The 23,254-nt window shown below is 61.6% G+C and carries 27 protein-coding genes; 19 read left to right on the top strand and 8 right to left on the bottom strand.

Annotated features, from left to right (window positions below; all coding sequences use genetic code 11):
• Positions 1–9 precede the first annotated feature (9 nt).
• The 13 genes from F8N82_RS18755 to recX all read left to right on the top strand — a co-directional run bounded on the left by F8N82_RS18755 (position 10) and on the right by recX (position 10,863).
• Positions 10–519 carry a phage major tail tube protein gene (locus tag F8N82_RS18755; RefSeq protein ID WP_038996697.1) on the top strand — a complete coding sequence of 170 codons (510 nt, stop codon included), beginning with the start codon at positions 10–12 and terminating at the stop codon, positions 517–519.
• A gap of 9 nt (positions 520–528) precedes the next feature.
• Positions 529–831, top strand: coding sequence for a phage tail assembly protein (locus F8N82_RS18750; RefSeq protein WP_038996696.1), 303 nt, complete (start codon positions 529–531; stop codon positions 829–831).
• A gap of 350 nt (positions 832–1,181) precedes the next feature.
• On the top strand, positions 1,182–3,542 hold the full coding sequence (locus F8N82_RS18745; RefSeq protein ID WP_318196213.1) for a phage tail tape measure protein: 2,361 nt from the start codon (positions 1,182–1,184) through the stop codon (positions 3,540–3,542).
• A gap of 9 nt (positions 3,543–3,551) precedes the next feature.
• Positions 3,552–4,397, top strand: coding sequence for a phage tail protein (locus F8N82_RS18740; protein ID WP_038996694.1), 846 nt, complete (start codon positions 3,552–3,554; stop codon positions 4,395–4,397).
• Positions 4,372–4,578, top strand: coding sequence for a tail protein X (locus F8N82_RS18735; protein WP_038996693.1), 207 nt, complete (start codon positions 4,372–4,374; stop codon positions 4,576–4,578). The genes F8N82_RS18740 and F8N82_RS18735 overlap by 26 nt, the downstream gene beginning before the upstream one ends.
• A gap of 68 nt (positions 4,579–4,646) precedes the next feature.
• Positions 4,647–5,699, top strand: coding sequence for a phage late control D family protein (locus tag F8N82_RS18730; protein WP_038996691.1), 1,053 nt, complete (start codon positions 4,647–4,649; stop codon positions 5,697–5,699).
• 23 nt (positions 5,700–5,722) lie between these two features.
• Entirely contained in the window at positions 5,723–6,268 is a 546-nt protein-coding gene (locus F8N82_RS18725; protein WP_038996689.1) for a glycoside hydrolase family 19 protein, read from the top strand.
• Entirely contained in the window at positions 6,265–6,765 is a 501-nt protein-coding gene (locus F8N82_RS18720; RefSeq protein WP_038996688.1) for a lysis system i-spanin subunit Rz, read from the top strand. The genes F8N82_RS18725 and F8N82_RS18720 overlap by 4 nt, the downstream gene beginning before the upstream one ends.
• A 43-nt stretch (positions 6,766–6,808) precedes the next feature.
• Positions 6,809–8,116, top strand: coding sequence for a colicin-like pore-forming protein (locus F8N82_RS18715; protein ID WP_038996687.1), 1,308 nt, complete (start codon positions 6,809–6,811; stop codon positions 8,114–8,116).
• A 27-nt stretch (positions 8,117–8,143) separates the two neighbouring features.
• Positions 8,144–8,716, top strand: coding sequence for a hypothetical protein (locus F8N82_RS18710; RefSeq protein ID WP_038996686.1), 573 nt, complete (start codon positions 8,144–8,146; stop codon positions 8,714–8,716).
• A 14-nt stretch (positions 8,717–8,730) separates the two neighbouring features.
• Complete coding sequence (locus tag F8N82_RS18705; RefSeq protein WP_038996685.1) at positions 8,731–9,213, top strand: CinA family protein; 483 nt, start codon at positions 8,731–8,733, stop codon at positions 9,211–9,213.
• Positions 9,214–9,316: 103 nt separating this feature from the next.
• Positions 9,317–10,387, top strand: a complete 1,071-nt coding sequence (gene recA / locus F8N82_RS18700) for a recombinase RecA (protein ID WP_038996684.1) — start codon at positions 9,317–9,319, stop codon at positions 10,385–10,387.
• Between the two features lie 8 nt (positions 10,388–10,395).
• Entirely contained in the window at positions 10,396–10,863 is a 468-nt protein-coding gene (gene recX, locus F8N82_RS18695; protein ID WP_038996683.1) for a recombination regulator RecX, read from the top strand.
• Positions 10,864–10,866: 3 nt separating this feature from the next.
• Here the strand turns inward: recX and F8N82_RS18690 are convergent, their stop codons facing one another.
• Complete coding sequence (locus tag F8N82_RS18690) at positions 10,867–11,985, bottom strand: LOG family protein (RefSeq protein WP_038996682.1); 1,119 nt, start codon at positions 11,983–11,985, stop codon at positions 10,867–10,869.
• A 394-nt stretch (positions 11,986–12,379) separates the two neighbouring features.
• Between F8N82_RS18690 and F8N82_RS18685 the strand changes: the two genes are divergently transcribed.
• Complete coding sequence (locus tag F8N82_RS18685) at positions 12,380–12,580, top strand: hypothetical protein (protein ID WP_038996681.1); 201 nt, start codon at positions 12,380–12,382, stop codon at positions 12,578–12,580.
• 5 nt (positions 12,581–12,585) lie between these two features.
• Here the strand turns inward: F8N82_RS18685 and F8N82_RS18680 are convergent, their stop codons facing one another.
• Positions 12,586–13,002, bottom strand: a complete 417-nt coding sequence (locus F8N82_RS18680; RefSeq protein WP_038996679.1) for a quorum-sensing-regulated virulence factor family protein — start codon at positions 13,000–13,002, stop codon at positions 12,586–12,588.
• A gap of 235 nt (positions 13,003–13,237) precedes the next feature.
• On the opposite strand from F8N82_RS18680, the gene F8N82_RS18675 reads away from it, so the two are divergent.
• The 3 genes from F8N82_RS18675 (at position 13,238) to F8N82_RS18665 (ending at position 15,300) form a co-directional block, all read left to right on the top strand.
• Positions 13,238–13,948, top strand: coding sequence for a tRNA-uridine aminocarboxypropyltransferase (locus F8N82_RS18675; RefSeq protein ID WP_038996678.1), 711 nt, complete (start codon positions 13,238–13,240; stop codon positions 13,946–13,948).
• A 260-nt stretch (positions 13,949–14,208) separates the two neighbouring features.
• Positions 14,209–14,859: a response regulator transcription factor ErdR gene (gene erdR, locus F8N82_RS18670; protein WP_038996676.1), complete on the top strand. Its 651-nt coding sequence runs from the start codon at positions 14,209–14,211 to the stop codon at positions 14,857–14,859.
• A gap of 75 nt (positions 14,860–14,934) precedes the next feature.
• Positions 14,935–15,300 (top strand): diacylglycerol kinase, encoded by a 366-nt coding sequence (locus F8N82_RS18665; RefSeq protein ID WP_038996675.1) that lies wholly within the window; start codon positions 14,935–14,937, stop codon positions 15,298–15,300.
• Here F8N82_RS18665 and F8N82_RS18660 read toward each other — a convergent pair.
• Positions 15,297–16,223, bottom strand: a complete 927-nt coding sequence (locus tag F8N82_RS18660) for a LysR family transcriptional regulator (RefSeq protein ID WP_010224761.1) — start codon at positions 16,221–16,223, stop codon at positions 15,297–15,299. The two genes, F8N82_RS18665 and F8N82_RS18660, sit on opposite strands and share 4 nt — an antisense overlap.
• Positions 16,224–16,342: 119 nt before the next feature.
• On the opposite strand from F8N82_RS18660, the gene fpr reads away from it, so the two are divergent.
• A complete protein-coding gene (gene fpr, locus F8N82_RS18655; protein ID WP_003222277.1) occupies positions 16,343–17,122 on the top strand; it encodes a ferredoxin-NADP reductase in 780 nt (259 codons plus the stop codon).
• Between the two features lie 47 nt (positions 17,123–17,169).
• Here the strand turns inward: fpr and tsaA are convergent, their stop codons facing one another.
• The 5 genes from tsaA to rimO form a co-directional block, all read right to left on the bottom strand.
• Complete coding sequence (tsaA, locus tag F8N82_RS18650) at positions 17,170–17,865, bottom strand: tRNA (N6-threonylcarbamoyladenosine(37)-N6)-methyltransferase TrmO (RefSeq protein WP_038996674.1); 696 nt, start codon at positions 17,863–17,865, stop codon at positions 17,170–17,172.
• 7 nt (positions 17,866–17,872) lie between these two features.
• Positions 17,873–18,334, bottom strand: a complete 462-nt coding sequence (locus tag F8N82_RS18645; RefSeq protein WP_038996673.1) for a DUF1456 family protein — start codon at positions 18,332–18,334, stop codon at positions 17,873–17,875.
• Positions 18,335–18,383: 49 nt separating this feature from the next.
• Positions 18,384–19,094 carry an rRNA pseudouridine synthase gene (locus F8N82_RS18640; protein ID WP_038996672.1) on the bottom strand — a complete coding sequence of 237 codons (711 nt, stop codon included), beginning with the start codon at positions 19,092–19,094 and terminating at the stop codon, positions 18,384–18,386.
• Between the two features lie 130 nt (positions 19,095–19,224).
• Positions 19,225–19,695: a GNAT family N-acetyltransferase gene (locus tag F8N82_RS18635; RefSeq protein WP_038996670.1), complete on the bottom strand. Its 471-nt coding sequence runs from the start codon at positions 19,693–19,695 to the stop codon at positions 19,225–19,227.
• A gap of 89 nt (positions 19,696–19,784) precedes the next feature.
• A complete protein-coding gene (gene rimO / locus F8N82_RS18630; protein ID WP_338918985.1) occupies positions 19,785–21,074 on the bottom strand; it encodes a 30S ribosomal protein S12 methylthiotransferase RimO in 1,290 nt (429 codons plus the stop codon).
• Positions 21,075–21,322: 248 nt separating this feature from the next.
• On the opposite strand from rimO, the gene F8N82_RS18625 reads away from it, so the two are divergent.
• Positions 21,323–23,221, top strand: coding sequence for a potassium transporter Kup (locus tag F8N82_RS18625; RefSeq protein WP_038996668.1), 1,899 nt, complete (start codon positions 21,323–21,325; stop codon positions 23,219–23,221).
• Positions 23,222–23,254 lie beyond the last annotated feature (33 nt).

Here is a 23,254-nt window from a genome sequence, read left to right as displayed (position 1 = left end):
GCAATAACCATGGCAATGATTCCCGAAACCCTGGCGAACCTGAACCTGTTCGTCGATGGCGTCAGCTTTCAAGGCGACGTCCCCAGCCTGACCCTGCCCAAGCTCACCCTGAAGATGGAGGAGCACCGTGCCGGCGGCATGGACATGGCGATCGAAATCGACCAGGGCATGGAGAAGCAGGAAGCCGGCTTCGTCACCACTGGCGTGCGCCGTGAGTCGCTGAAGTTCTTCGGCCTGGCCGACGGCTCGGCCTTCAACGGCACCTTCCGCGGTGCTTTCAAGGGCCTCAAAGGCAAGATCACCCCGGTCATCGTCACCCTGCGTGGCGCGCTGAAAGAAGTCGACATGGGCGACTGGAAGCCGGGCGACAAGGCCGAGATCAAGCACAACGTGGCCGTGACCTACTACAAGCTCGAAGTCGACGGCCGCCTGGTCTACGAGATCGATCCGCTGGGCATGAAGCGCGTCATCAATGGCGTCGACCAGCTCGCCGCCCAACGTTCGGCCCTGGGCTTGTAAGGAGGCGACATGACTCAAACCGCGAAAATGCCGAGCTGGCTGAATGTCAGTGCCGAACGTGTCGTCGTTCAACTGAGCAAAGCCAGTGAGGCCAACGGCATGCAGGTTGACAGCCTGTCGCTGCGTGCACCCACCGTGCGCGACATCCGCACCGCCCAGTCGGCGGCCAGTGGCGATGATGAGCAGCGCGAGCTGAACCTGTTTGCCTCCCTGGCCGAGGTCGGGGTCAAGGACCTCGAAGGGTTGTCGCTCAAGGACTATGGCCGCTTGCAGGTGGGCTATTTTCGTCTGGTGCAAGACGACGAGCTTTGATCCCGGGTTGCAGAAGGCGGCGGCAAAGCGGCTCGCCAAAGAGCTGAACTTTACCGCCGCCGAAATCATGACCATGTCGTTTAGCGACATGGTCTGGTGGCTCACGGATTGAGCAGATAGCCCATGCATAGGGGGATCAGATGGCGAGCAAACTGGCGTTTGAGCTGGTAATCGGTGCCGCCGTCAACCCGACGGTAGGTACCGTTTTAAACGCGGTCGAAGACCGTATCAAAGACCTTGAGCAACGCGGCCGCAACGCCTCGCTGCTCAAGGACGCTGTTGGCGAGGCCATACGCTTGCGTCAGCAATGGAAGCAGGCTCACGACAGTGGTTCGGCGTCTGCTGCAGGATTGCTGCGCAAGCTGGAGCGAAACCTCGACAGTTTGCGGGCCCAGGGCGTACAGGTCGGCAAACTGGGCAAGGAGTACCAGCGGCTGGGGCGCACGGCCAGGAGCGCCGAGTTGCAAGCCAGGGGGCATCAACAAGTGGCTGAGGGCAAGGAAAGCCTGAAGTCAAATGTTGACCGCGCCACCACTGTCGTTCGCGCGGTGGCGATACCGACCAAGATCAGCGCGGACTTTCAATCGATAGTGCGCGATATCGCGATCAAGGCCGGGGTGGCTGGCAAACCGCAGGAAGCGCAGCTGGCCCGCACCTTCATCCAGACTTCGCAAACCACCGGCATGGCCCGCAACGACGTTGCCAACCTGGTCAAAAGCCTGGTGGACAATGGCATGCAAGCGGACAAGGCGCAGGCCTATGCACCGCTTGCGGCCAAGTTCGCTGTCGGTCAGGGCGTGAGTGGAGCGGATACTGCAGCGATCATCACGGCACTGCAGAACAGTGCCGGGATCACCACCCCCAAGATTATGGAGCAGGCGCTGCAAGTGATCGCGGTGCAGAGCAAGGCCGGCGGCTTTGAAGCCGTCGACATGGCCAAATCTTTTGCACCCTTGCTGGGCAAAATGGGCACCTTGGGGACTACCGGTCTGGCTGCCGTCAGCCAGGTGGGGGCGATGTTGCAGGTGCAGCGCAGCACGACTGGTAATTCAGATGATGCTGCAGGCAACCTCAACAGCTGGATGTCAGGCATCTACTCCCAGGACACGGTATCGGCCTACACCAAAGCCGGCATTGATTATCAGGGATCGATGAACACCGGGCTGCAGAAGGGCATGTCGGCGCTGGAGTCGAGCTTTGACCTGGCCCGGCGGTACCTCGAACTGACCAGCCCGGAAAAGGCCAGAAAGATGGCCACGGCCACTGAACAGATCAGCAAGGAGGCTGATCCGCAGACGGCCAGGACCCTGCTCAACGCCCTGGAGCAAAGTTTGCGTACCGGCAATACCTTTGCCGATGCACAAACCAGTGCTGCGCTGATGGCCTTTACTCAGAACCAGGCATTGTACAAGCAGATGCGTGATGCCAAGCCCAAGGAAGGCGAAGGGCTTGACCATGACCTGCAAATGCGTCGGCAAACCTCGACGGTGATCTGGAACGAAGCAATCGGCGCACTCGATGATTCGCTGCGCAGCATCGGCGATGCCATCCGGCCGCTCACCGATACGACGGCCAGGGTCATCACTTCCGTTGCCCAGGCCTTCACCACGCTGACAGACAAGTCGCAATCGCTGGTGCTGGGTATCGCCCTTGTCGGTGGTGCCGTGTCGGTGCTGCTCACGGCGTTGAGCGCGGTCAAGATTGGCCGGGGCGCGCTGAACATCGGTCGTGGTGTACTCAACGCAGGTGGTGTAGGAGGCCGTCCGCTTGAGGGTGGCCAAGGCAAGGCATCGGGATTGATGAAGATCGGTCTCAAGGTGCTGGGCGTAGAGACGCAGAACAATGCCCAAGGCGTTTTGGTTGTCAACGAGCCGCTGAACGTGTTCGTGGTCAATGCCGGTGACTTTCTCGGTGGTTCAGGAGGGCAGGGAGGCCGTCGCGTTCGCCGTGCGCCGCGTGACCAGAAACGATCTGGGAGGAGGACCGGAAACAGGGGCAGCCTTGCAGGGTATTCGGGGCCACCCGCGCCGATATCCCTCAAGGGTTTCACTTCTCGGGGCGGTACTGCGAGTATGTTCAGGGCGGTGAGCAAGGCCGCTCCCCTGGTCAAGCGCTTGCCGGGCGGGTCTGTTATCGACGCTGGCTTGAGGATTGTTGACACGTATCGCAATGCGCGCACGACCGCACAGAAGGCCAGGGGTTATGGCAGTGCTGCCGGCGGTTTCGGCGGTGCACTGGCCGGCGCCGCTGCGGGTGCGGCGCTGGGCTCGGTGGTACCTGTACTGGGGACTGCCGTGGGCGGGGCAATTGGCGCAATGCTCGGAGGTATGGGCGGCGAAGACCTCGGTGGCTGGCTGGGCAAGCGCCTGTTCGGCGCTGGCGAAAAGCCTGTTCAGGTAGCTGGGAGCGATACCAAAGAGGCATCGGCTGTCGCTGTACCGGGTGAGGTCGTGCGCTCGCTGGCGGAGCCGTCACCTGCAGCACAAACACTGTCCAGCCTCGCCAGTTCTACTGTGCAGAGCCCGGCGCCAGCACCGCAGATCAATCAGCAGTTTACCTTCTCGCCGAACATGCCGATCACCGTCCAGGGTGGATTGAGTGATCCCGCGCAGTTCGCCATGAACGTCGAGGCTATTGTCCGTCGCCAGTTCGACGAGCTGATCCGCCAGGCCACCAGCCGTCAGCTGTACGACGTTCCTCATGTTGCTTAAGGAGGTGCCATGACCTACATGGACCAGTTGCAATCCGGGCTTGGCGCCCTGGTGGCAGCAGGCGAAGCAGGGCGGCGCAGCGCGGACGGAATGCTGGCGCCGGTCAAGGAGGCCGCCGCCGAATTCATCGGTGCCGCCGCCGAGCTCGAGACGCTACCCTTTGTCGGGCCCGCCATTGGTGCGAAGCTGCAGCGCAGTCTGCGCGCTATCAATAAGGCCCAGGCCACTGTCGACCAGGCGTTGGCAAAATACGACCGGGCCGTGGCGGTGGTGGCGCAGGTGCGTGACGGCGTCGCCACGGTGAAGACCCAGATAGGCCGGGTCAGCGCCGCGATCAACCGGGTGGCGGGCAAGATCAGCCCGTCCCTGGCCAATATCCTGCCGACCAGCAGCTTCGCCCCCGAAGTGACGCCGGCGGCAGAAGCGGTCAAGCCGTTTCCACATTTGCTGATTGTGCAACCACTCAAGCCCGAATCGCCCGCTTACTACTTCAACCTCGACACCGCCGCGTTCGATGAACTGCGCCGCCAGAGCAGCTTTCGCTGGGCCGGGCAGGAGCGTCTGACGCGCAGCACCGCCCAACAAGCAGTGGGCTTGGGTGACGAGAAAATCAGCATCAAAGGGGCGATCTTCCCAGGCTTCAAGGGCGGGCTCGGCCAGTTGCAGGCGCTGCGCAGTATCGGCCGGCAATTGCAGCCGCTAACCCTCACCAGCGGTTACGGTGAGGTCCTGGGCACCTGGTGCCTGACGGGCGTCGATGAAGACCAGAGCAATCTGCTTGCTGGCGGTATTCCGCGAAAACAAGGTTTCTCACTGGAGTTTGTGAGCTATGGCGACGACCTGCAGAACCGCTGAAGGCGATGTGCTCGACACCTTGTGTCAACACTACTACGGCCACCTGAACGGCACTGTCGAGGCCGTGCTGGCCGCCAACCAGGGCCTGGCCGAGCAGATCCAGCCGTTTCGTGTCGGGGTACAGATCCTGCTGCCGGAGCTGCCTGCGGCGAGCGACGCTACGGTGCAGCTGTGGGATTGACGCTTGTCGATAACCGTTATCACCAGACCCCGCCGCGTGCGGGGTCATTCATTTCTGGAGACTGAACCATGCAGCCAGTGTTTCGTCTTGTTGCCGATGGCAAGGACATCACCGAGCTGATCAACGACCGCTTGCTGTCCTTGCGTACCTCGGACAAGCCTGGAATGGAGTCCGACGAGTTCGAGCTGCGCATTGACGACCGCGATGGCGCGGTGACGCTGCCGGCAAGGGGGGCAATGATCGAAGTGCACCTGGGCTATGCGGGCCAGGTATTGACGCGCCTGGGGCGCTATACGGTGGATGAGATCGAGCTGTCCGGCCCCCCTGACAGTATTGTCATTCGTGGCAAGGCCAGCGACATGCGCGGTACCGGCAAGAGCATCCGCAGCGGTAGCTGGGAGGATGTGCCGCTGCAGCAGATCGTGCGTGACGTTGCCGCGCGCAATGGCTGGCAGCCGGTTTGCCCAGTGAGCACTCGGGTGCCAAGGGTGGATCAGCTCAACGAGTCGGACTTCAACTTCATCACCCGCCTGGCAAGGCAGTACGATTGCACGGCCAAGATCGGCGACGGCAAGTTGCTGGTGCTGTCGCGTCAGGCCGGGAAGAGCGCCAGCGGGCAAACCCTGGGCGTCGTTACCATCCACCGTCGCGATGTGAGTCGCTGGCAGATTCGCTTGGCGGACAAGGGCACGCACAAGGCCGTGCAGACCCGGCATCAGGACCCCAAAAGTGGCGAGCTGAGGACTGTCGAGCTGGGCAATGATGCCTCGCCCGCCGGGCTGCAGCCCGTGCATAGCGACCGCCATCTCTATCCCAACAAACCTGCCGCCGAACAGGCTGCCAAGGCGCGCCTGGCGGCGTTCAACCGCAGCACTGCCAATGTGCGGCTGGAAATGGCCGGACGCACCGACCTGTTTGCCGAGCGCCTGATCCTGACCCAGGGCTTCAAGGAGGGGCTGGACGGCGAGTACCTGATCGAGTCGGTCGAACACACCTTCAGTTCCAGTGGCTGGGCAACCTCGGTCGACTGCAACGGCGGCAACAAAGGCAAAGCCAAGGCCAAGGGCAAGCAAGCCAAGAACCGGCCGGGGCTGCGCACGGTCCAGTTGCAGCCCCTTTGAACCCCAAGGATGAGGAACCCTACATGACGCTGGAGCAACTTGCTGCCGTGTTCCCCAACGCCCGCCTGAATGCGGGCGTTTTTCTACCTGCCTTGAACCTCGCCATGGCCCGTTGGGATATCGATACCCCACGGCGCAAGGCGGCTTTTCTCGCCCAGGTCGGCCATGAGTCCGGCCAGTTGCGCTATGTAAAAGAGCTGGGCAACGACCGCTACCTGGCGCGCTATGACACCGGCACCCTGGCCCTGCGCCTGGGCAATACCCCGGAGGCTGACGGCGACGGCCAGCTGTATTGCGGCCGCGGCCTGATCCAGGTCACCGGGCGCAACAACTACCGGGCCTGCAGCATGGCTCTGTTTGGCGACGAGCGCCTGCTCAAGCAGCCGCAATTGCTCGAGAAGCCGCAATGGGCAGCCGAGTCGGCGGCCTGGTTCTGGCACTCGCGCGGCCTCAATCAACTGGCTGACCGCGGCGAGTTCAACCGTATCACCCGGCATATCAATGGCGGGCTCAATGGCCTGGAGGATCGTCTGAATCTCTGGGCGCGAGCCCGTGAGGTGCTGTGTTGAGCCGTGTGCAGCTTGGGGCGTTTTTGCTGTTGACGCTGCTGGCCTGTGCGCTGACCTGGCAGGTCCAGGGCTGGCGCATGGGGCGGCAGTTGGCGGAGCAATCGGCGCAGCATGAGCAAGAGTGGCAAGCCCAGGCTGAATCCGCTGCCGCGCAACTGGTCGCCGAACGCCTGCAACACCAGGGGCTGGTGCTGCGGCTCCAGATCAGTGAGCAACAACATTATCAGGAGCTACTCGATGTCCAACAGACTCAGGCACGCCTGCGTGATCGCCTGGCTACTGCTGACCTGCGGCTGTCAGTCCTGGTCGAGCGCGACGCGGCCGGTTGTCCCGGTCTGCCTGGCGCCCCCGGCGCCGGCAGCGTGGATCATGACCCCGTACGCGCCCGACTTGACCCGGCGCATGCTCAACGAATTATCGCCATCACCGACGACGGTGATCGCGGACTGATCGCCTTGCGTGCTTGCCAGGCCTACGTGCGCGGGCAGGTGCGCTGAGCGCACATTTGTTTTATGACGTTTCAACGAAAAGGACTTTGTAATGGGTGAAAAAAATATTGTTGTCGATCGCGGCATCCCACCAGGCAACAGCGGTAACGGCAGTGGTGCCGGTAGTGGTGGGATACTCGGTGGTTTCTGGGGTAGCGGTGACATCAGCAGCGTGGTCGGTTCCGTTTCGGTATCGATCGATGGCGTCAGCAAAACCGGCGGTCCGGCGTTCAATGGCGCGGTAGTGTTCAATGCCACTATCGTCGAATCGGTGTTGTCTGGGGACGGCTGGCCCAGTATCGACGCCTACTACGACCTTGGCATTGGGGTCTGGGGCATTCTTCCGTACCAGATCCTCGAGGTGCGCGACGAAGTTCGCGACAGTTTCGTGCGCAAGGAGCGCAGCCTGCCGGAAACCCTGGACGCCGAGCAAAAAGCCGCTGAAGCCGCTGCTGGCAGTGATGCAGCCCTGAGTCAGGCGCAAAAGCTCGAACGCTCCATCGGTGCGCTGAAAGGGATGATGGCCAAACGCGATGAGCTGATCAAATTCAACCGCTTGCGCCTGTCCACATCACCCGGCAGCGAGCTGCTCGAGCGCAACATCGACAAGATGGTCGCTGATCTGAAAACCCTCGACGACGAACAGATCCCACCTGCCATTGACCAGGTACTGGACGTGCTCAGCGCAGGCCTGAGCCTGCACGTTGACCTGAGTGCCAACGCGATGCTGCAGGAGAAACTCGACAAACTGCAGGCACAAGCGCGCGAAGTAGCCGAGCAAGAGGCGTACAAAAGCGCACTGACTTTCGCCAGTGATGTCGGCAAGGAAGTCTCCAGCCGTTTCGGTACGCAGATGGGCAAGGCTGCAGATGAGTTGAAGCAGGGTATCGCTGGCAAGACGGTCAAAAGCTACGACCAAGCTATGCAGGCGTTTGAAAAACTCACGCGCAACCCGGGTTTCAAGATGAACCAGAAGGACACCGCTGCCATTGCCCAGGCCCTCAATGCACTGGATGTGGCAACCTATGCCGACAACGCTCAGCGCTTGGGCAAGGCGTTTGGTGTAACGGGTAAAGTGATCCAGGCAACGACGCTGGCGCAGAAGGCGGCAGACGGTTTCAGCAGCGGCGAATGGAAGCCGTTTTTTCTCGAGCTTCAAAGCGTCGCCGTGAGCACCCTGGTGGGGGCCGCCGCTGGCGCTGTGCTGGGTGCTGGCCTGGCGCTGGTGCTGGCTCCCGGTTTGGCCGCGGGTGCGGGTATCATTGCCACCGGGGTGATTCTGGCTGCCGTGTCGTCCTATATCGATGCGCAAGCGATGGAGTCATTCAACCAGATGGTGCTCAATGCCGTAGCACCCTGACGAACAAATGTAGGGGCGGATTGAAGGATGAATAGGCTGAAAGGGAACGAGCAGCAGCGTGCCTACCTGCATATCCCCTATCTGCTGGTTGCCTTCAGCCTGATACCGATCCTGCTGCTGGCCTGGCGGGTACCTGCCGAGGCACATGAGGGCTTCTACTTCGAGCTTGACCGATTTCTCGATGGCTGCCTGTTCGGCCAGGTGGGGGTTTGGTCGTCGCTGTTCCCGCTGACGGCCAAGGCCATCGGCAATTACATTGCCGTGGCGGCTCCGGTTTTTTCCTTGTGGATCACGGTAGGTATCATGAGGCGATCGCGGCTGCAGCCGTCGGCGCCTCCCCAGGTCTCGCCCGGAAAATATGCCTTGATCGCCCTGGGCTGTGTGCTGCTGGATGCTTTTCTGATCTACCAGAACTATTTTACCTTCACCGACTTTGCCACTCACTCGAGGAAGTTTCGCTTTTTCGGGTTGAGCGTGGTGTTGTTTCCGTTTGTCGCGATGCTGTCACTGCTGGCGTTCTACGTGATGACATTTTTCAGTTACAACCTGCTGTTTCGCTTCCCGCGCGAGGTACTGGCGCGGCGCAAGCATCGGCACTGAACAAGGAGCTTGGCATGGACCCGATCACTGCGTTGTCCGCCCGCCTGGGGGAACATCTGCGCCGTTTCAAGGCCCAGGTGAGCACCGCCGAATCCTGCACCGGTGGCGGCATCGCCGAGGCCATTACCCGCATCCCGGGCAGTTCGGCCTGGTTCGAAGCCGGCTACGTGACCTATTCCAACAGCCAGAAGACCCGCCAGCTGGCGGTGCCCGAGGCGCTGTTCGCGCAAGTGGGGGCGGTCAGCCAGGAAGTGGTCGAGGCCATGGTCCGTGGCGCCCAGGCCGCCAGTGGCGCGCGTTTTGCCGTGGCGGTCAGCGGCGTGGCCGGGCCTGATGGCGGCTCGCCGACGAAACCGGTGGGTACGGTATGGCTGGCCTGGGCCGATGGCAGCGATGTCAGCAGCGAGCGCAGGCACTTCGACGGCGACCGTGACGCGGTTCGCCGACAAACGGTAATCGCCGCGCTAGAGGGCTTGTTACAGCTTGGTGCAGAGTAAATCGCACATCGGGGGTAGGCGGGAAGAAAACCCTGTGGAATAATACTGGCTACTTATACAGGTGTTCTGGCCGTCAGGCCCTATCGATTACGTGAGGACTTCAATGGACGACAACAAGAAGCGCGCCTTGGCTGCGGCCCTGGGGCAAATCGAGCGTCAATTCGGTAAAGGCGCGGTCATGCGCATGGGCGATCACGAGCGCCAGGCGATTCCGGCCATTTCCACCGGCTCCCTGGGCCTGGACATTGCCCTGGGCATTGGCGGTCTGCCAAAAGGTCGTATCGTCGAAATCTACGGCCCTGAGTCGTCCGGTAAAACCACCCTGACCCTGTCGGTGATTGCCCAGGCACAGAAAGCTGGCGCTACCTGTGCCTTCGTCGACGCCGAGCACGCCCTGGACCCGGAATACGCCGGCAAGCTGGGCGTCAACGTCGACGACCTGCTGGTCTCGCAGCCGGACACCGGCGAACAGGCCCTGGAAATCACCGACATGCTGGTGCGCTCCAACGCTGTTGACGTGATCATCGTCGACTCCGTGGCAGCCCTGGTACCCAAGGCCGAGATCGAAGGCGAAATGGGCGACATGCACGTGGGCCTGCAGGCTCGTCTGATGTCCCAGGCGCTGCGTAAAATCACCGGTAACATCAAGAATGCCAACTGCCTGGTGATCTTCATCAACCAGATCCGCATGAAGATCGGCGTGATGTTCGGCAGCCCGGAAACCACCACCGGTGGTAACGCGCTGAAGTTCTACGCGTCGGTCCGTCTCGACATCCGCCGTACAGGCGCGGTGAAGGAAGGCGACGAAGTGGTCGGCAGCGAAACCCGGGTCAAGATCGTCAAGAACAAGGTGGCACCGCCATTCCGTCAGGCTGAATTCCAGATCCTTTACGGCAAGGGCATCTACCGCAACGGCGAAATCATCGACCTCGGCGTGTTGCACGGCTTTCTGGAAAAAGCCGGTGCCTGGTACAGCTACCAGGGCAGCAAGATCGGTCAGGGCAAGGCCAACTCGGCCAAGTTCCTCCAGGAGAACCCGGAAATCGCCGCGACCCTCGAGAAGCAGATCCGCGACAAGCTGCTCAATGCGGGTGCCGTTGAGGCTGCTGGCAAGGCTGCTGCGGTTACCGCTGAGCCTGAAGACGATCTGGCCGACGCTGAAGCCGGTTACTGATCGCCCCCATGTCCGCCGTACTCGATACCCCCGTCGCCGTAAGGCGGACAGCCATGGACCTGCTCGCACGTCGCGAGCATGGTCGAGTCGAGCTGACGCGCAAGTTGCGTCAGCGCGGCGCTCCCCCCGAATTGATTGACCAGGAGCTCGACCGTCTGACGGAAGAGGGCCTGCTCAGTGAAGCCCGTTACCTCGAAAGTTTCATCAGCTACCGCTCACGCTCGGGCTATGGCCCTGCGCGTATCCGTGAGGAGCTGGGGCAGCGCGGGCTGCACCGTGGTGATATCGACCAGGCCCTGCGTGAATGCGGGGTGGACTGGTCTGCGCGGTTGCTGGATGTCTGGCAGCGCAAGTTCGCCGGCCAGTTGCCTGTCGATCCGCGCAGCCGCGCACAGCAAACCCGTTTTCTGGTTTACCGTGGTTTTTCCATGGAGTCGGTCGGCCGCCTGTTGAGCGGCCGAGGTCTGGACGACTGATCCTCAGGTGACTTTCAGCGCTTCACGTGCCCGTTGGGTGGTGTGCATGGGTGTCGGTTTGGCCCAGTTCTCCGACAGGTTGATGAAGTCCACCAGTTCGCGCAGGCGCCCCTGATCGCGCCCGTTGAAGGCAAAGGCCAGGCGCGTCAAATGACTGAAACGTGCCTCGTCATGCTGCTCGCCGCCATAGGCGTGCTGATGAAAGTTGCCGCTCAGGCGCAGGTCTGCAAACCCTTCCTGCAAGTCAAACAGCGCCGCTTCACTGAGTGGATGTTGCATACGAATCACAAACTGGTTTTTCAGCCAGCGGCTGGAGTGGTAGTTGCTGTAGAACTGGTTGATCTCTTCCACCGCCTCATCGGCGCTGTACACCAAACGCAGCAGTTTCATGTCGCTGGGCAGGATGTAGCGGTTCTCTTCCAGTTGGCGGGTGATGAAATTCAGTGCCTCCTGCCAGAAGCTGCCGCCCGGTGAGTCCAGCAGTACCACTGGCACCAGCGGGCTCTTGCCGGTCTGGATCAGGGTCAGTACTTCCAGCGCTTCATCCAGCGTGCCGAACCCGCCCGGGCATAGCACCAGGGCATCGGCTTCCTTGACGAAGAACAGTTTGCGGATAAAGAAAAAGTGGAACGGCAGCAACTTGTCGGTGCCATCCACCGTGGCGTTGGCGTGTTGTTCGAACGGCAGCGTGATGTTGAAGCCCAGGCTGTGCTCCACCCCCGCGCCTTCATGGGCGGCGGCCATGATGCCGCCACCGGCACCGGTAATGACCATCAGGTCGGAGCGTGCCAGGGTCGCCCCCAGTTCCCGGGCCAGGGCATACATCGGGTGTTCAATGGGCGTGCGAGCCGAGCCAAACACCGTGACCTTGCGCCGGCCCTTGTACTGTTCGAGGGTGCGAAAGGCGTTATCAAGCTCGCGCAGGGCCTGCAGGGTGATCTTGGCGTTCCAGCGGTTGCGGTCGTCATGGGCCATGCGCAGGACAGTCAGCATCATGTCGCGGTACAGCGGCAGGTTGGGGCTGTTGGGTGCAACCAGGTTCAGTTGCTCCTCAATCTTGCTCAGGTCGATTCCGTTGTTCCTGAAGTGGCTCGATAGCAGTTCGTTCGGTTGGTAAGGCATTCAAACGTCTCCTTCTGCAGCAAAACCTCTGACCGGGCGGCAATGGGCTGCCCGGCCGCGACACTGCATGTGTCGCTGGCTGCCGTGGCTCGAGTGTGACCCCCGAGCATTGCAGTAGACCTGCAAGGTCTCAGTGCAGTGGTAATGGGTCCATACACCTTATTGTTGTTCACAACGTGGAATACAACGCAAAGCTTCGATGGGCAACCCCCTTTGCTTGCCCGGAAAGTACAGGGTGGTTGCTATCAATCTAGACCCTGGCGCGTATTTATGCCGAATGATCGGTGCTGAACCGGGCGCGAGAGGGACCGCTCGTCAGCTGGGATCCAATCATTGCGTGGGTCTGGTTAACTGAAACTCAGAGCGAGTCAGCGCAATGCAGGGAGGCTGCAGCATGCAACGGCTTAACCTTGAACTCGACGAGCAGCTATTTCAATTGCTCAAGCGCGCGGCGCAGGCCAATAACCTGAGCCTTGAACAGGAGTGCCTGCGACGGCTGGGGGGAGGGGAGCGGCACTCGCGGTATATCCAGGCCCTGGTGGCCGAACTGCGCGCCGATGAAAAACAACGGCGCGACAGGGAGCGGGTAGCCTGAGGCTGTTACTTGCTGACTTTCAACCCGCAGCTGGCGGCATCGAATGCTTGCTCGCTGACTGGGCGGTTGGTCTTGTATTCGGTGAAGCGATAGGTCAGCACCGCGCCTTTGGCCAGCAACTGGCGAAAACCGGAGTTCTTGCACACGCTGTCACCCAGTTGGCTGCGCACCCGGTTCGGGTCGGCCTGCATTTTTTGTGCATGGCTAGGGAGCACACTCAGGTGGTTGATCAGCTGTTTGCCTTCAACGGTATAGCCTTGGTCAAGGATGTCTTCGTTGATCGCCCGTGGCGTGCCCACGCTGCTCTGCGTGGCAACTTTTTGCAGCATCCGGCTCAGCTCGTATTCCTGCTTGGATGCGGCATTGGCCGCCAGGGGCAGGGCGAGCATCAGGCTCAGGGACGGGACGATGAAACGCAGCATGAATCTCTCCTGGTTCGGTAACTGGCAATTGGACCAACAACAGCGCACGGTGTTCCGTCACGGCGCAACGGCAATGCCAGCGGGTAGCGACAGGTTGAAGATTATAGGGAGTTGCTGCTTTAGCTGCACGGCAAATCCAGTCAACCGGTAGGCAGGCTCTGATAAACTGCCCGGGATTTCCGTCTTGCCGAGTCCGTGCAGTGCCATCCCTTTCTAGCCCACGTTGTGCCCAGTCATGAGCCATGCCGTATCGCGCCTGCGTGCCGAGCGCCTGGCGCGCAGTGTCAAACCCTTCGTTGCCCGTGGTTCCCGGGCGCCGCGCTGCCCGCAGTGCCGGGTGATTCCCAGCTATTGCCTGTGCGCCTGGCGCCCGCAGGTGCCGGCCGATTCGGGCATTTGCCTGTTGATGCATGACACTGAGCCACTCAAGCCGACCAACACCGGCTGGCTGATCGCCGACCTGATCGCCGATACCTCGGCCTTCAGCTGGCAGCGTACGGCAGTCGATGAGTCTTTGCTGGCCTTGCTCGAGCAGCCGCAGTGGCAGCCTTACATCGTCTTCCCCGGCGAGTTCGTCGAGTCTGGGCGGGTGGTCAACGAGGTGCAGCGTGTACCGGGCAAGCGCCCGCTGTTCATCCTGCTGGATGCGACCTGGACTGAAGCACGCAAGATGTTTCGCAAGAGCCCGTACCTGAACCGCTTCCCGGTACTGAGCCTGCAGCCGGAGCAGATTTCGCGCTATCGCCTGCGCCGCTCCAAGCGCGACGATCACTTCTGCACCGCCGAAGTGGCGGCCATGTGCCTGGAACTGGCCGGTGATCAACGCGCGGCCGAAGCGCTGGACGCCTACCTGGACGTGTTCACCACTCACTACCTGAGTGCCAAGCATCAACTGCCGCTGGATGAACAGGACACCGTGCACCAGCGTTTGCATACCTTCCTATAGTACAAGGGGCAGGCGCGGCACTTTGCGGCATAATGGGCGGATTGGTGGCCAGGGTGGGCGAGCAGGGCGGGTATTGAGCTTGACCACCCGGTCCTGGCTCGGCATCCTTGGCGCCGATTCGGGCACGACGAAGGCTTGAAACGCTGTTTTTCCCGGCCTCGATGTGCCGTTTGGGCATACGGCGTTGCCGTAGCCTCGAGTTGCCCGCCAGGCGCCTATTCTTCCTTCCTGCGCCTGCACAGAACAGGATCATTAGATCGATGGCCACATACGAAATCCTGATTGCCGATGACCACCCGCTGTTTCGCAGCGCGCTGCGCCAGGCCGTTACCCTGGGCCTGGGTCCGGATGTACGCCTGGTTGAAGTGGCAAGCATCGCCGAGCTGGAAACCCGCCTGACCGAAAAATCCGACTGGGACCTGGTGCTGCTGGACCTGAACATGCCAGGAGCCTACGGATTCTCTGGACTGGTCCTGCTGCGCGGACAGTATCCGCAGATTCCGGTGGTGATGGTCTCGGCTCAGGAAGAAGCTGCGGTCGTGGTCAAGTCTCGTGAATTTGGCGCCAGTGGCTTCATTCCTAAATCCAGCCCGCTGGAAGTGATTCAGGACGCCGTGCAGAAGGTTCTCGACGGTGAGGTCTGGTGGCCACCACAGGCCTTCGAGAAAGTCGATGTATCGGCTGAAGCCAAGGCTGCCAGCGAAGGGCTTGCGAGCCTGACGCCGCAACAGTTCCGGGTCTTGACCATGGTCTGTGAAGGGCTGCTGAACAAGCAGATTGCCTACGAGCTGAGCGTGTCGGAAGCGACCATCAAGGCGCATGTCACGGCGATTTTCCGCAAGTTGGGCGTGCGTACCCGTACTCAGGCCGCCTTGTTGCTGCAACAACTGGAATCGGTTTCAGCCAGTTAAGGCCATTGGCATTCACGCTTTTTTGACCCCGCCTAGACTAGGCTGCAGCGTTTTCAGTGGATGAAGTGACCTTATATGTCGTCGCCTTTCAAGGGCCAGACCGGCCTTAAACGTATTTTCAACGCCGCAGGCTATTCGTTCGATGGCCTGCGCGCTGCGTTCACCGGTGAGGCGGCGTTCCGTCAACTGGTGCTGCTTAACGTTGTGTTGATCCCGGTGGCGTTCTGGCTGGATGTCAGCCGCGCCGAGCGGGCGATCCTGATCGCCGTGTGCTTGCTGGGGCTGATCGTCGAGTTGCTGAATTCGGCGGTGGAGGCGGCGATCGACCGTATTTCCCTTGATCGCCACCCGTTGTCGAAGAACGCCAAGGACATGGGCAGCGCCGCCCAGTTCGTGGCCTTGAGCATGGTTGGCCTGACCTGGGCGGTGATCCTGCTTTAAGCGATGGTTGGCAGGACGATCTCGTCGCTGCGGCTGACGCCGGCGGTAAAGCTGCGGCACAGTTCGAGAAACTCGCGCATGGCGGAAGTCTGGTACTTCTGCTTGTGCCAGATGAAGAAGAACTGCCGGGCCAGGTCCAGCTCGGGAGTTTCTACCGGCACCAGGCTGCCGCGACGAAATGCGTCGCGCAGCGCCAGGCGTGAAATGCAACCAATGCCCAGGCCCGACTCGACCGCCCGTTTGATCGCCTCGGTGTGCTCAAGCTCCAAGCGAATGTTGAGGTTGGAGCGGTGGTGACGCATGGCCTGGTCGAAGGTCAGGCGAGTGCCCGAGCCCTGTTCACGCAAGATCCACGCCTCATGGGTGAGTTCTTCCATGCTCGCCTGGCCGCGTTTGGCTAAAGGGTGCTGCGGCGCACAGAACACCACCAGTTCGTCTTCGACCCAGGGCTGGACTTCCAGATCTGGGTGGTTGCAGTCACCTTCGATTAGACCCAGATCAATTTCGTAATGGGCAACCTGTTGCACGATATGCGCAGTGTTCTGTACATGCAGCTTGACCTGGCTCTCCGGGTGGATCTGCATGAAGCTGCCGATCAACAGGGTAGCCAGGTAATTGCCGATGGTCAGGGTCGCGCCCACCGCCAGCGAGCCGAAACCGGACTTGCCATTGAGCAGGTCTTCGATTTCCTTGGCTTGATCGAGCAGGGCCACCGCCTGGGGCAGCAGTTGATGGCCCAGGGCGTTGAGGCTCAGGCGTTTACCGGCGCGGTCGAACAGCTGGCAGCTGGACTGGCGCTCGAGTTCGGTGATAGAGGTACTGGCGGCCGACTGCGATAACGCCAGTATTCCGGCGGCCCGCGAGACGCTTTGGTACTGGGCCACGGCAACGAACACCTGGAGCTGACGAAGGGTAAATCGCATATCTATATAACCGATAAGACATATCTTGATAATTCATTTAACAGATATTGTCGCTGGCACTAGACTATTGCGCAATCGCGCTCTCGCTTAGCGCCGCGTTTTTCTTCAGGAGCCCGTACATGAGCAACATGAACCACGAACGTGTCCTCAGTGTTCACCACTGGAACGACACCCTGTTCAGCTTCAAGTGCACCCGCGACCCGGGCCTGCGCTTCGAGAACGGTCAGTTCGTGATGATCGGCCTGCAACAGCCAAACGGCCGCCCGCTCATGCGCGCCTACTCGATCGCCAGCCCGAACTGGGAAGAGCATCTGGAGTTCTTCAGCATCAAGGTGCCGGATGGCCCGCTGACCTCCCAGCTGCAGCACCTGAAGGAAGGCGATGAAATCATCATCAGCAAGAAGCCTACCGGCACCCTGGTGCTCGACGACCTGAACCCGGGCAAGCACCTGTACCTGCTCAGCACCGGCACTGGCCTGGCGCCGTTCATGAGCGTCATCCAGGACCCGGAAACCTACGAGCGCTTTGAAAAAGTGATCCTGGTCCACGGCGTGCGCTACGTCAACGAAGTCGCCTACCGTGAGTTCATCACCGAGCACCTGCCGCAGAACGAGTTCTTCGGCGAAGCGCTGCGTGACAAGCTGATCTACTACCCGACCGTGACCCGCGAGCCGTTCGAGAACCAGGGCCGCCTGACCGACCTGATGCGCAGCGGCAAGCTGTTCAGCGACATCGGCCTGCCACCGATCAACCCGCAGGATGACCGTGCGATGATCTGCGGTAGCCCGAGCATGCTCGACGAGACCAGCGAAGTGCTCGACAGCTTCGGCCTGAAGATCTCGGCGCGTATGCGCGAGCCGGGTGATTACCTGATCGAGCGTGCATTCGTCGAGAAGTAAGCAGCGCTGAACACAAAAAAGCAGGCCTCGGCCTGCTTTTTTTGTGCCTATAGATCCATCACCACTTCCAGCACCCGGATCTGATCCGCCTGCGGGTAGTGCCAGCGCACCTGCACATCCCAGAACCGGACCCCATACACGCGCTCGGGCGGCGGTACCTGATAGGCGGGGCGTGGGTCCTGGGCCAGGCATTGTTCGATCAGCTCCACCAGCGGCTCGGCAAGGCGCAAGGCGTGCTCGTGTGCCTGGGCCAGGGCAGTATCGCCCCAGCTCACGGCAATCGCTTCAGGCGGCGCGTCAGCCATCTGGTTGACCGCGCCGGCCACGGCATCAGCGTAGGGTACGTAGGGTTTGATATCGAGCACCGGGGTGCCGTCAAGCAGGTCGATACCCGACAACCACAAACGACCGGCCTCGACCTTTTCCAGCCTGACCACCGACTGACCGATGCCGTTGGGCCGGTGGGTAGCACGGGTGGCGAACACGCCCATGGACTTGTTGCCGCCCAGCCGCGGTGGGCGCACCTTCAGTCGTGGCTTGTCTTCCAGGGCCTGGTGGAACAGGAACAGCAGCCAGACATGGCTGACCTGCTCCAGGCCGGCCACCGCCTCGCCATTGTCGTAGGGTGGCAGTAGCTCCAGTACCCCACGGGCAGCTGGCGCCAGTTGCGGCTGGCGCGGGATGGCGAACTTTTCCTTGAAGCAGGAGCGAACGTGGCCGATCGGAGCAACGCTGTAGTTCATCGCCGGCTCAGCCACGAACCCGCAGGGTCAGGCCCTTGAGGAAGTTGCGCAGCAACTGGTCGCCGCAGGGGCGGTAGTTGTTGTGCCCGACCTTGCGGAACAAGGCGCTGAGTTCCGGTTTGGATACCGGGAAATCGGCGGCCTTGAGGATCGCGTGCAGGTCGTCTTCCTTCAGTTCGAAGGCGACGCGCAGCTTCTTCATGACGATGTTGTTGGTCACCGGCAGTTCGATGGGCAGCGGTGGACGGCTGTCGTCCTTGCCGCGCTTGAAGATCACCAGGCCATCGAGAAAATGGGCGATGACTTCATCGGGGCAACGCACGAAGCCTTCCTCTTCTTCCTTCTTGAGGTAGGTGGCGATATCGGCGGTGGACACTTCGAAGCCGCTCAGCTTGATGATATCGGTGAGCTTGGCGTCGTTGACGTCCAGCAGGTAGCGCAGGCTGCGCAGTACATCGTTGTGAATCATGGGGACAATCCTGTTCAGGCGCGCCGCCTGAGTGACGGCGCCATATTGCTTAGAATTTTTCGCTGGTTGCCAGGTAGCGCCACTGGCCCAGCGGCAGCTTGCTCATGGCGACGCCGCCCAGGCGGATCCGGCGCATGCTGACCGCAGTGACGCCGACGCTGCTGCAGAGCAGGTTAATGAGCCCGGCAGGCGGGTTTTTCAGGACCATGCGCAGGCGCGTTTCGTTCTGCCAACTGGCCTTGATCTTTGGCAATTCGTTGCCTTTCCAGTTGAAGCCACGGTTCAGCCGCTCCAGGCCGTGGGCAATCATTTCGCCGCTGACTTCGACGATGTATTCCTGTTCGAGCTTGGCCAGGTCGGCAGTGAGCTTACGGGTTACGCGCCAGTCCTGGGTGAACACCTGCAGGCCGCTGGCGCCTTGTTGCAGGGGCGCAACGCAGGTCAGGCGGGCGAAATGGCCGCGCAGCGGGCGACGGCTGTAGCTGTGCTCTTGCGACAGGCTGTCGGCGCTGATGCTGGCACAGGCGCTGTCGAGGTCGAGCTCGGCGGGCTGGTTGAGCAGCAGGGTGACCGGCTCCAGGGCTTCGGCCTTGGCGCCCTGGCGCAATTCGACCTTGTGCTCGGTGACCTTGAACTGCGGCTCGTCGATCACGGTGCCGTTCACCGTGACCCAGCCGCCCTCGATATACAGCTCGGCCTCCCGCCGGGAGCAACCGACCAGTTCGATGAGGCGTTTGGAAAGGCGAATGGGTTCAGACATGACGACAGCCGTAGACACAGGGAAAGGTGTCTATTGTAACTGCCTGGACGAGCTTGGGGCCGGGAACATTCGTCGATCCGGTCATTAATCTGCGGTTTCGCGGCATTTCAGAGGTGGATGACACAGGTCTTCAGCCGGAGCGGACAGACTGAGTACGAATTAGCCTCATGTGAAGTAAGGGGTAGGGCTGGCCCATGCCGTCCGTTTCCGAGCGGCCAACCACCTCAAAGCCCTGGCGCAGGTAGAAGCCCAGGGCCTGGGCGTTCTGCTCGTTGACGTCCAGTTGCTCGGCATGCAGCTCGTCGATGGCCACGCGCAGCAGTCGTGAGCCCAGGCCTTGACCACGTGCCTCGGGGTCGATGAAGAGCATTTCCACCCGCCCGCCGGCGACCCCGGCAAAACCGCGGATACGCTGCCTGGCGTCCTTGCAGCAGATCAGCATCACCGCGTCCAGGTATTGGCTCAGCAGCAGCTCGCGCAGCAGGCAGATGTAGCTGTCGGGGAGAAAGTCATGGGTGGCACGCACGGACGCTTCCCACACCCGCGTCAACTCCGGGTAGTCACGCAGGCTGGGAGTCTGCACGGTGATGTGCCTGCGCATTACGGTGGTCTCCTCGGGGTAAGTGAGGAAACGATAGTTGCAAAAAAAAGCCCCGCCATCGCTGGCAGGGCTTTTTTATCGGCGCCGAATCAGATCGGTTCGGCCCACATGTCGTACTCGTCGGCGTCGGTTACCCGGCAACGAACGGTGTCGCCCGGCTTGAAGCCGTGGTTGCCGTCGATGAACACGTTGCCGTCGATTTCCGGGGCATCGAAGAAGCTGCGGCCGACCGAGCCTTCTGCTTCGACTTCATCGATCAGCACGTCGATTTCCTTGCCGATGCGCAGTTGCAGGCGTGCGGTGCTGATGGCCTGCTGGTGAGCCATGAATCGGTCCCAGCGCTCCTGCTTGATGTCGTCCGGCACTTCGTCCAGGCCCAGGTCGTTGGCCGGAGCGCCTTCGACCGGCGAATACTGGAAGCAGCCGACGCGGTCGAGCTGGGCTTCGGTCAGCCAGTCGAGCAGGTACTGGAAGTCTTCTTCGGTTTCACCCGGGAAGCCGACGATGAAGGTCGAGCGGATCACCAGCTCGGGGCACTGCTCGCGCCAGTTCTTGATGCGCGCCAGGGTACGGTCTTCGAACGCCGGGCGTTTCATCGACTTGAGCACTTTGGGGCTGGCGTGCTGGAACGGGATGTCCAGGTACGGCAGGATCTTGCCGGCCGCCATCAGCGGAATCACGTCGTCGACGTTCGGGTACGGGTACACATAGTGCAGGCGTACCCAGGCGCCCAGGCTGCTCAGTGCTTCACACAGCTCGAGCATGCGCGTCTTGACCGGGCGGCCGTTCCAGAAGTCGGTCTTGTACTTGACGTCGACGCCGTAGGCGCTGGTGTCCTGGGAGATCACCAGGATCTCCTTGACCCCGGCCTTGACCAGGCGCTCGGCCTCGCTCAGCACTTCGCCGACCGGGCGGCTGACCAGCTTGCCGCGCATCGACGGGATGATGCAGAAGCTGCAGCTGTGGTTGCAGCCTTCGGAAATCTTCAGGTAGGCGTAGTGGCGCGGGGTCAGCTTGACGCCCTGTGGTGGCACCAGGTCGATCAGCGGGTTGTGATCCTGGCGCGGCGGCACGACTTCGTGCACGGCATTGACCACCTGCTCGTACTGCTGGGGACCGGTGACCGACAACACGCTCGGGTGCACATCGCGGATGCTGCCTTCTTCGACACCCATGCAGCCGGTGACGATGACCTTGCCGTTTTCCTTGATGGCTTCGCCGATCACTTCCAGGGATTCGGCCTTGGCGCTGTCGATGAAGCCGCAGGTGTTGACCACCACCACGTCGGCGTCCTCGTAGGTGGGCACGACTTCATAACCTTCCATGCGCAGCTGGGTCAGGATGCGCTCGGAATCGACCAGGGCCTTGGGGCAACCCAGGGAAACGAAGCCGACCTTGGGCGGGTGGGCGTAGGGGTGGTGGACATGACTAACCTCGGTGTTGAAGGGGTTGCCTGGCCGGGCAGGCGGGCAAACCTGATGGGCGCTTTGGGCGCCTCTGATCAAAAAGTGCGCAATTCTAGCGAGCGCAAAGTCACTTGACCAGCAGAAATGCGACGAACGCTCAGCTATGCTTCGCGCCAGTGTGCCTGTGTCTGGTGCAAGGGGCCTGGTGGCGGGAGTGATGGATGGTTCAGGCAAGTAGTCAGGCCGATTCCGGGCATTCGGCGGCAAAACCGTTGAGCCTGCTGGTGGCGGCGGTCGGAGTGGTTTACGGCGATATTGGCACCAGCCCCTTGTATACCCTCAAAGAGGTGTTTTCGGGCAGTTACGGCGTACCGGTCAATCATGATGGGGTGCTGGGCATCCTCGGCCTGATTTTCTGGTCGCTGATCTGGGTGGTGACGATCAAGTACGTGGTGTTCATCCTGCGTGCCGACAACCAGGGCGAGGGCGGCATCATGGCCCTTACCGCCCTGGCCCGGCGCGCCTCGGCGCCTTATCCGAAGCTCAAGGCGCTGATGGTAGTCTGCGGGCTGATCGGGGCGGCGCTGTTCTACGGCGACAGCATGATCACCCCGGCGATTTCGGTATTGTCGGCGGTAGAAGGTCTGGAGCTGGCCTTTGACGGCATCGATCACTGGGTGATCCCGGTCGCGTTGATCGTGCTGGTGGCGCTGTTCCTGATCCAGAAGCACGGCACCGCGCGCATCGGCATCCTCTTCGGCCCGGTAATGGTCACCTGGTTCGTGGTGCTCGGCGCCCTGGGCGTGCACGGCATTGCCCAGAGCCCGGAAGTGCTCAAGGCCTTCAACCCGATCTGGGCCGTGCGCTTCTTTATCGTCCACCCGGGCATGGGCGTGGCGATTCTTGGCGCCGTGGTGCTGGCCCTGACCGGCGCCGAAGCCCTTTATGCCGACATGGGCCACTTTGGCCGCAAGCCCATTGCCCGCGCCTGGTTTGCTCTGGTGCTGCCGGCGCTGGTGCTCAACTACTTCGGCCAGGGCGCCTTGCTGCTGCAGAACCCCGAGGCGGCGCGCAACCCGTTCTATTTACTGGCACCTAACTGGGCATTGATACCGTTGGTCGGTTTGTCCACCCTGGCCACGGTGATCGCCTCTCAGGCGGTGATTTCCGGGGCCTTCTCCCTGACCCGCCAGGCCATCCAGCTCGGCTATGTGCCGCGCATGCAGATCCAGCACACCTCCAGCGATGAACAAGGGCAGATCTACATCGGTGCGGTGAACTGGTCGCTGATGGTCGGGGTGATTCTCCTGGTGCTGGGCTTCGAGTCTTCCGGCGCGCTGGCCTCGGCCTATGGCGTGGCGGTGACCGGCACCATGTTGATGACCACCTTGCTGGTGTCGACGGTGATGCTGCTGTTGTGGAAGTGGCCGCCAGTCCTGGCGGTACCGATCCTGTTGGGTTTTTTGCTGGTCGATGGCCTGTTCTTCGCCGCCAACGTGCCCAAAGTTGTGCAGGGTGGGGCCTTTCCGGTATTGGCGGGCATCGTTTTGTTCATCCTGATGACCACCTGGAAGCGCGGTAAACAGATTCTGGTCGAACGGCTGGACGAAGGTAGCCTGCCGCTGCCGTTGTTCATCGGCAGCATCCGCGTGCAGCCGCCGCATCGGGTCGAAGGGACGGCCGTGTTCCTTACCGCGCGGCCGGATGCCGTGCCCCATGCCTTGTTGCACAACATGTTGCATAACCAGGTGCTGCATTCGCAGGTGGTGTTGCTGACAGTGGTCAGCGAAGACACGCCGCGGGTGCCGGCGCAGCAGCGTTTCGAGGTCGAGGCCTATGGCGAAGGTTTTTACCGGGTGCTGTTGCACTTCGGCTTCATGGATGAGCCGGATGTGCCGGCGGCGCTAAAACTGTGCCATCTCGAGGGGCTGGATTTCAGCCCGATGCGTACGACCTATTTCCTCAGTCGCGAGACGGTGATTGCCTCGCGGCTGGTGGGCATGTCGCGCTGGCGGGGGCAGCTGTTTGCCTTTTTGCTGAAGAATGCCAACGGCAACTTGAGGTTCTTCAATTTGCCGTTGAACCGGGTGATCGAGCTGGGCACTCAGGTCGAAATCTGAGGCGCCTGCCATCGCGGGTCAAGCCCGCTCCTA

Source organism: Pseudomonas fluorescens, assembly GCF_902497775.2.
Taxonomy (GTDB): Bacteria; Pseudomonadota; Gammaproteobacteria; order Pseudomonadales; family Pseudomonadaceae; genus Aquipseudomonas; species Aquipseudomonas putida_F.
This window is presented reverse-complemented; position numbering and strand designations above follow the sequence as displayed.

Coding starts and splice junctions, on each gene's coding strand:
- F8N82_RS18750 (WP_038996696.1), top strand. CDS start 529: ATGACTCAAACCGCGAAAATGCCGAGCTGGCTGAATGTCAGTGCCGAA.
- erdR (WP_038996676.1), top strand. CDS start 14,209: ATGGCCACATACGAAATCCTGATTGCCGATGACCACCCGCTGTTTCGC.
- F8N82_RS18645 (WP_038996673.1), bottom strand. CDS start 18,334: ATGATTCACAACGATGTACTGCGCAGCCTGCGCTACCTGCTGGACGTC.
- F8N82_RS18685 (WP_038996681.1), top strand. CDS start 12,380: ATGCAACGGCTTAACCTTGAACTCGACGAGCAGCTATTTCAATTGCTC.
- F8N82_RS18730 (WP_038996691.1), top strand. CDS start 4,647: ATGCAGCCAGTGTTTCGTCTTGTTGCCGATGGCAAGGACATCACCGAG.
- F8N82_RS18710 (WP_038996686.1), top strand. CDS start 8,144: ATGAATAGGCTGAAAGGGAACGAGCAGCAGCGTGCCTACCTGCATATC.
- recX (WP_038996683.1), top strand. CDS start 10,396: ATGTCCGCCGTACTCGATACCCCCGTCGCCGTAAGGCGGACAGCCATG.
- F8N82_RS18665 (WP_038996675.1), top strand. CDS start 14,935: ATGTCGTCGCCTTTCAAGGGCCAGACCGGCCTTAAACGTATTTTCAAC.
- F8N82_RS18635 (WP_038996670.1), bottom strand. CDS start 19,695: ATGCGCAGGCACATCACCGTGCAGACTCCCAGCCTGCGTGACTACCCG.
- F8N82_RS18740 (WP_038996694.1), top strand. CDS start 3,552: ATGACCTACATGGACCAGTTGCAATCCGGGCTTGGCGCCCTGGTGGCA.
- F8N82_RS18625 (WP_038996668.1), top strand. CDS start 21,323: ATGGTTCAGGCAAGTAGTCAGGCCGATTCCGGGCATTCGGCGGCAAAA.
- recA (WP_038996684.1), top strand. CDS start 9,317: ATGGACGACAACAAGAAGCGCGCCTTGGCTGCGGCCCTGGGGCAAATC.
- F8N82_RS18715 (WP_038996687.1), top strand. CDS start 6,809: ATGGGTGAAAAAAATATTGTTGTCGATCGCGGCATCCCACCAGGCAAC.
- F8N82_RS18735 (WP_038996693.1), top strand. CDS start 4,372: ATGGCGACGACCTGCAGAACCGCTGAAGGCGATGTGCTCGACACCTTG.
- F8N82_RS18705 (WP_038996685.1), top strand. CDS start 8,731: ATGGACCCGATCACTGCGTTGTCCGCCCGCCTGGGGGAACATCTGCGC.
- F8N82_RS18660 (WP_010224761.1), bottom strand. CDS start 16,223: ATGCGATTTACCCTTCGTCAGCTCCAGGTGTTCGTTGCCGTGGCCCAG.
- fpr (WP_003222277.1), top strand. CDS start 16,343: ATGAGCAACATGAACCACGAACGTGTCCTCAGTGTTCACCACTGGAAC.
- F8N82_RS18675 (WP_038996678.1), top strand. CDS start 13,238: ATGAGCCATGCCGTATCGCGCCTGCGTGCCGAGCGCCTGGCGCGCAGT.
- F8N82_RS18680 (WP_038996679.1), bottom strand. CDS start 13,002: ATGCTGCGTTTCATCGTCCCGTCCCTGAGCCTGATGCTCGCCCTGCCC.
- F8N82_RS18755 (WP_038996697.1), top strand. CDS start 10: ATGGCAATGATTCCCGAAACCCTGGCGAACCTGAACCTGTTCGTCGAT.
- F8N82_RS18640 (WP_038996672.1), bottom strand. CDS start 19,094: ATGTCTGAACCCATTCGCCTTTCCAAACGCCTCATCGAACTGGTCGGT.
- F8N82_RS18725 (WP_038996689.1), top strand. CDS start 5,723: ATGACGCTGGAGCAACTTGCTGCCGTGTTCCCCAACGCCCGCCTGAAT.
- tsaA (WP_038996674.1), bottom strand. CDS start 17,865: ATGAACTACAGCGTTGCTCCGATCGGCCACGTTCGCTCCTGCTTCAAG.
- F8N82_RS18690 (WP_038996682.1), bottom strand. CDS start 11,985: ATGCCTTACCAACCGAACGAACTGCTATCGAGCCACTTCAGGAACAAC.